General features: G+C 59.6%; 4 protein-coding genes. 3 read left to right on the forward strand and 1 reads right to left on the reverse strand.

The annotated features are described in order from the left end of the window. Positions 1–41 precede the first annotated feature (41 nt). Positions 42–2,498: an ATP-binding protein gene (locus AC6LJ5_RS11035; RefSeq protein WP_001223964.1), complete on the reverse strand. Its 2,457-nt coding sequence runs from the start codon at positions 2,496–2,498 to the stop codon at positions 42–44. A 392-nt stretch (positions 2,499–2,890) separates the two neighbouring features. On the opposite strand from AC6LJ5_RS11035, the gene AC6LJ5_RS11040 reads away from it, so the two are divergent. The 3 genes from AC6LJ5_RS11040 (at position 2,891) to AC6LJ5_RS11050 (ending at position 6,139) form a co-directional block, all read left to right on the forward strand. Further along, positions 2,891–3,718 (forward strand): DUF932 domain-containing protein, encoded by an 828-nt coding sequence (locus tag AC6LJ5_RS11040; protein ID WP_003092327.1) that lies wholly within the window; start codon positions 2,891–2,893, stop codon positions 3,716–3,718. 80 nt (positions 3,719–3,798) lie between these two features. Next, complete coding sequence (locus tag AC6LJ5_RS11045; RefSeq protein ID WP_000994919.1) at positions 3,799–5,868, forward strand: ParB/RepB/Spo0J family partition protein; 2,070 nt, start codon at positions 3,799–3,801, stop codon at positions 5,866–5,868. A gap of 61 nt (positions 5,869–5,929) precedes the next feature. Continuing rightward, positions 5,930–6,139, forward strand: a complete 210-nt coding sequence (locus tag AC6LJ5_RS11050; protein WP_022580212.1) for a hypothetical protein — start codon at positions 5,930–5,932, stop codon at positions 6,137–6,139. Positions 6,140–6,214 lie beyond the last annotated feature (75 nt).

The raw sequence follows: 6,214 nt of genomic DNA on the forward strand, positions 1-6,214 counted from the left end.
CTGCGCCTGGTGGCATAGCTATGGCCCTCGCGGCCTGATGCTCAGGCCGTCGCAACCTGAATCATCTCGTCGTAATGTTTCTTGTCCACCTCTTCCAGCCACTGGAAGATGTTCCCGATGACGCTGTGGCTTTCGCCTGCCAAGTTTTCTGCGGATTCCTCTGTTATCTCAATAACGTCGCTATGTGAATACTTATTGATAAAGCGGTAGATTTTTTCTTTAAGCTCTGGTGTCGTGATGGTGCAATCTTTTAGGCCAGCCTCCATCAATTGACTAATGTCGCTTCGACGCCTTGGATATTTGAAGGTGAAAAACGATTCAACAAGCTTTCGGGCGAGGTTGGCGGTCAAGAACGCCTCATCTCGATTGAGTGTTGTGTGCGCCCTATATTCGTAGAGCTTCTTGAAGATATAGTGGTACTCGGAACCGTAGTTCTTGAGTGAGTCGTCGGCATCCACAAGTAGGGAGTGACGAGGGGAGCCAGGTGGCGCATCCAGGCGATAAAAGAAGCAATTCTCGGCGTTGCCTTTTTTGACTCGATTCCTATTGGTGCCAGTGAACCAGTCTCTCACTAGCTTAAAGTAAGTGAAGTTGTGAGTCAGCACAAAAAGTTGCTTGGCTTCAGTGCATTGCGTTCTCAAAAACGAGTAGGCGTGAAACAAGTGATTAGAATCAAAGCTTGAGACCGGATCGTCAACGACGACGATCGTATCCTTGATGTTATTTCCATTTTCTTTGAGCTTCGTGATGAAATAGACAAATGCAATCGCAGTTTTCTCACCTTCGCTCAAATTCCCATCGTGCTCACCAACCCCGTTTCTGATGATCTCATAGCCTTTCTTCTTCTGATTGAAGTTCAGGCAAAGCTCAGAGCGGCCAATGAAGCGATGCAGGATGTCATTGAACTCCTTTGCCCCGACCGTTTCATTCGAGAGCGCCGCTTCTATGGCTCCGACCTCTAGACTAATTTTTTCAATTTCCTTATGGTCGTTCTTTGCTTCTGACTCAAGGTCATTGCACTTCTTCTCACTTCCAGCATAGTCAAACTCTTGCACCTCAGCCGCAGCAAAGTGAAGCTCCAGTGCCACCTTGCTTTTTGAGGTCTCAGATTTGAAATTTGAAGTCTTATTGTTGTGCTTTCCAACGAGAGCAACAATCGATTTCAGGATGTCATTGAAATTGGTGACATCGTCTTCAACCACATCCGAGATCTGAATGTCTGTCTTCCCAGGGTCTGTGATCTTGGCCTTCAGGGCTTCCCGCCAGGCGTCGATTTGCTGGTCGATCTTTTCAGCAGCAGTTGCGTAGTCCTTTTGAAGCTTCTCTGCCTCGGCCGATAGTTCTTTATAAAACTCGGTCGATGCGGGAAACTGATTAGCTGGAGCGCCTTGAGATTCAATCCATGTCGCCGCGTTCTGAAGTCGGCTCTGAAACTCCGTGAACTCCTTGCTGAAGTGGGCAGCAAGCGCCTCGGCACGAAGCTGGGCGAACGGAGAGCCGCAGAACTCGCAGGATTGCGAGTCGTGGTTTTTATGGATTTCCAAGCCTGCTTGAACCCATTCGCGGATTTCCGGGTTATCGGTCAGCCGCTGGATTGCTTGATTGACCGCCGTAGTCCCAATCAAATCTCTGATGCGGCCCGCCGCTTTCTTAAAGTAGTCCGGCTCAATGGCCGTTGAGGCGAAAGCAATGCTTGGAAGCTGATCTGGCTTGGCGGCATTCGTAAGGTCGATAACCCTCTCATCTGGAAGAACCGACTCCGCCTTGATAATTGTCTCGCCGTTATTCTGTATGAAGTTGAAGAGCTTGCGGCGGTCGTAATTCAAGTAATAACTGTCGCTCGTATCAATCGCCTGAAGTCCAAGCTTCATTTTCTTGGCAGCATTGGTCAGGAACTTCTCTAATGCCTCACGCTGCTTCTTGATATCGCTTTGCTTGTCGTCGTGAGCCTTCTTTTTCGACTGAAGCTCGCTCTTCAGCTTCTCCAGCTTCTGCAAGTCATCAATCTTCTCTTTCGCAATAAGAAGGATGCTCTTTACGGATTTGTCCCAATCAATGTTCTCATGCACGAAGCGTTGATTGAAAACATGAATATTCAATTGGGATGAGTGGAGTGTGGATTCCGTGATCGTTGAGCCATCCTCCAGAACTACTGAAAATTGGCCCGTGCTGAAGCGGGGAACCATCGAGCGAAGCTCAAAGCAAGAGAATAGATTCGATAACGTTGACTTGCCTGTTCCATTCCAACCATAGACCAGGTTGTACCGGCCGAACTTTTGGATCTTCGTTCCATTGAAGTCGCTGAAGATTCCGAACTGTTTGAGGCGGTTGATGCAGACAATCATCTCTATATCTCCGTGTTCTTGCTTTCCCATCATTTGCTTGCGAAACAAATGGTAAACGAAGAGTCCTCTTGCGTCTCCGCTTCGCGGATCGCGCTGCTCCAGGTTCGCTAGTCGCTCATCCCTGGCGGGACTGGCTTCGCCAGCCTTCCGCATCGCTGACGCCTACGGCCCGGCTTCCAGCTTCGGGCCTGCGCGCTTCGCTTGCGTGCGGTCAGCACAAAGGGATGGCCGTTGCCTTGTCCAGCCGTCTCCCCTGACTTCATCACCTTACCCGCGACCGTAGCCCGCGACCGTGTGCCGTCAAGGCGCGCAGGGCCGTGTCCTCGGCTGCGCCTGCGGGCCGCACCAACCCTGCGCTTGGCTCCTTGACGGCCCCCGTCCGCGCGCTCCTTTGGGCGCGGGCGATGAACTCAGGAAAGACGGTGGCAACAGGGCCAACCGGGTTCCTCGTGCCGACCGCACCAAACAGCCGAAAGGCTGGGCTCCGAATCTAGAAATCCGGTGTGCGGTGTGAACAGCAAACCTCTTTTGTCAGGAGAAAGACCATGCAACTCGCATCCCGTTTCGCTTTCCGCTCCCCCTCGCTGCGCAGCGATTACCCGCTGTCCGACGACCAGATTCACCGCGTGGCCCCGTCCATCTTCGCGGATGCCCCGCACGAGAGCCGTTCGCAGCGGTACGCCTATATCCCCACCGCCGCCGTGCTGACCGAGCTTCGCAAAGAAGGCTTCCAGCCTTTCATGGTGACGCAAACCCGCGTGCGCGACGAAGGCAAGCGCGAGCACACCAAACACATGATTCGCTTGCGCCATGCCAGCCAGATCAACGGCGCGGAGGCCAACGAAATCGTGCTGCTGAACTCGCACGACGGCACCAGCAGCTATCAGATGCTGGCCGGAATGTTCCGGTTCGTGTGCAGCAATGGCCTTGTCTGCGGCAACACCGTGGCCGATGTGCGAGTGCCCCATAAAGGCGACGTGGCCGGTCTGGTCATTGAGGGGGCTTACGAAGTCTTGAGCGGTTTCGATCGGGTGAAGGAATCGCGCGATGCCATGCGCGGCATCACCTTGGACGATGGCGAATCCGAAGTGTTCGCCCGCGCCGCGCTCGCCCTCAAGTACGACGACCCCGACAAGCCCGCGCCCATCACGGAATCGCAAATCCTGATGCCGCGCCGCTTCGACGACCGCCGCCCCGACCTGTGGAGCGTGTTCAACCGCACCCAAGAAAACCTGACCCAAGGCGGGCTGCGTGGCCGCAGCGCCAACGGGCGCCGACAGCAAACCCGCCCGGTGCAGGGCATCGACCAAAACATCCGACTAAATCGCGCCCTCTGGCTGCTGGCCGATGGCATGCGCCAGTTGAAAGCCTGAATCCCCACGCGGCAGGGGCAGGCAGCAGCCCTTGTCGCTTTCTTCGCTGCTGCATCCCTGAACCGATAGGAGTTATCACCATGAACGCCGTTACCCAAACCGAAGCCCGCGCCATCAACACCGCCGCCGCTATCCCGCTGGAGGCCGCTGATCCGACCAAGAACCTGATTCTGGTTCCGCTGTCGCGGCTGGTGTCGCGTCCCACTGGCCGCAACGTGCGCAAGACCCCGCGCATGTCCATTCCCGAACTCGCCGCCAGCATCCAGCGTGTCGGCCTGCTGCAAAACCTCATCGTGATTGCCGCCGCCGATGGCGAGCATTACGAGGTCGTGGCCGGTGACCGTCGCCTCGCAGCGTTGAAGCTGCTGGCGAAAAAGCACCGCATTAGCAAGGAATGGGAGGTGCCTTGCCTGCTGGTGGCCGATGGCACCGCCCGCACGGCCAGCCTCACCGAGAACGTGCAGCGCGAAGCCATGCACCCCGCCGACCAGTTCGAGGCGTTCGCCGCGCTCGTGGCCGAAGGCCGCAGCATCGAGGACATTGCAGCGGATTTCAGCGTCACGCCGCTGGTGGTGCAGCGCCGTCTGAAACTCGCCAACGTGTCGCCGCGCCTGCTGGCCGACTACCGGGCCGAGGCCGTGAGCCTTGACCAGTTGATGGCCCTCGCCATCACCGACGACCATGCTGCGCAGGAAGCCGCGTTCTACGATGCGCCCACATGGCAGCGCGGCCCGCACAACCTGCGCGACCGCCTGACCGAACGCGAAATCGACGCCTACCGGCATCCGCTGGTGCGCTTTGTCGGGCTGGACGGCTACGAGCAGGAAGGCGGTGGCATCCGCCGCGACCTGTTCGCGGAGGGCGACAAAGGCGTGTATCTGACCGATGCCGCACTGCTGGAACGGCTGGCGCAGGACAAGCTGGCAGGTATCGCCGCCAAGGTGCAGGCCGAGGGCTGGGCGTGGGTGGATGCCACGCCGGGCATGACCCATGCCGATCTGCAAGCCTTCCAGCGTGCGCCAAGGGAACGCCGCAGTCCGAACAAGCGCGACGCGCAGCGCATCGAGAAGCTGCAAACCAAGCTGCACGAACTGGCCGAGGCGGTGGATGCCGCGCTGGACGACGAGGACGAGGAAAAGGCCGATGCCTTGCAGGAAGAAGGCGAACGCCTGGGCGAGCAGTTGCAGGCGCTGGAAGATGGCTTGCTGGACTATGCGGCCAACGTGAAGGCCGCAGCCGGTGCCATTGTCACCATCGACCGCGACGGGCAGGCCGCGATTCATCGCGGGCTGCTGCGCGAAGCGGAGGCCAAGGCACTGCGCACGCTGGAGCGGCTGCGGCAGGGTTTCGGCAGCGAAGGCGAAGCCGCGAACGAGGACGCAGGCGAGGACGACGAGCAGCCCAAGACCGCCGCCATGTCTGACCGACTGGCGCAGCGGTTGAGCGCGCACCGTACCGCTGCGCTGCAAATCGAAGTTGCACGGCATCCGCAAGCAGCGCTGGCCGCCGTGGTGCATGGCATGGTGCAGACCGTCTTGCAGGAAAGGCACTACGGGCACGACCTGCCGCTGGGTGTGCGCCTCACGGTGCAAGACCGGCTGGAAGGCATGGCCCCGGACTGGCCGGAATCACCCGCCGCCGTGGCGCTGCGCGAACTGCAACAGGTGGCAGGCGAAACCTTGCCGGAGGACAGCGCCGAACTGTTCGCCGCGCTGCTGGCGAAATCACAGGATGAACTGGTGCGGCTGTTGGCCGTGTGCTTAGCTTCCACGGTGGACGTGGTGACGCCTCGCGCCACGCCGCACCAGCCCGGCGCGGAACTGGCGCAGGCCGTGGGGCTGGATATGGCCGCGTGGTGGCAGCCCACCAATGAGGGTTACTTCCGGCATGTGCCGAAGGCCGCGATTCTGGAAGCCGTTGGCGGGTTCGCGCCCTCGCACGTCACCCGACTGGCGAAGTTGAAGAAGGGCGACATTGCCAGCGAAGCCGAACGGCTGGCCGCTGGCACCGGCTGGATGCCCGCCATCTTCCGCTCCGAAGGCCCGCAGCAGACCGGGCAGGACGCGCCGGCGGATGGCGAAGCCGAAGCACAGGAAGAAGTGGCCGCCGTGGCGGATGACCAGCCGCAGGCCGAGGCTTTGGCCGCGTGACTTCGCACCGTAGATAGCGCCCCGGTTCCGGCCGGGGCGCTTCATGTTGAGGATGCCTGCCATGACCCACCAACCCGCAAACCGCCCCCGCATAGCTGCGACCTATGCCTCCGGCACGGTGCGCGCCCGCCGCTGGCACGGCGACGGCGACGTGCGCGGCTACCGTCCGCCGCGTGGCTGGACGGCCCGCGCCGACCTGACCGATCTGCATCCCCTCACGGGCCGCGCCTTGCCGCGCGCCGTGTGGTGGATCATCGAAACCAAGGAATAACGAGCCGCACCGGCCCCAAGCCGTGCCGCCTTGGGGCCGGTGGTCGAAAACTCCGGGCGCGGCGGTGGCCGCGCC

Source organism: Achromobacter sp. 1011791174, from assembly GCF_059760925.1.

What these genes read in the sequence shown, in the direction of transcription:
- AC6LJ5_RS11050 (WP_022580212.1), top strand. Translation starts at nt 5,930, where the DNA reads ATGACCCACCAACCCGCAAACCGCCCCCGCATAGCTGCGACCTATGCC.
- AC6LJ5_RS11045 (WP_000994919.1), top strand. Translation starts at nt 3,799, where the DNA reads ATGAACGCCGTTACCCAAACCGAAGCCCGCGCCATCAACACCGCCGCC.
- AC6LJ5_RS11040 (WP_003092327.1), top strand. Translation starts at nt 2,891, where the DNA reads ATGCAACTCGCATCCCGTTTCGCTTTCCGCTCCCCCTCGCTGCGCAGC.
- AC6LJ5_RS11035 (WP_001223964.1), bottom strand. Translation starts at nt 2,498, where the DNA reads ATGCGGAAGGCTGGCGAAGCCAGTCCCGCCAGGGATGAGCGACTAGCG.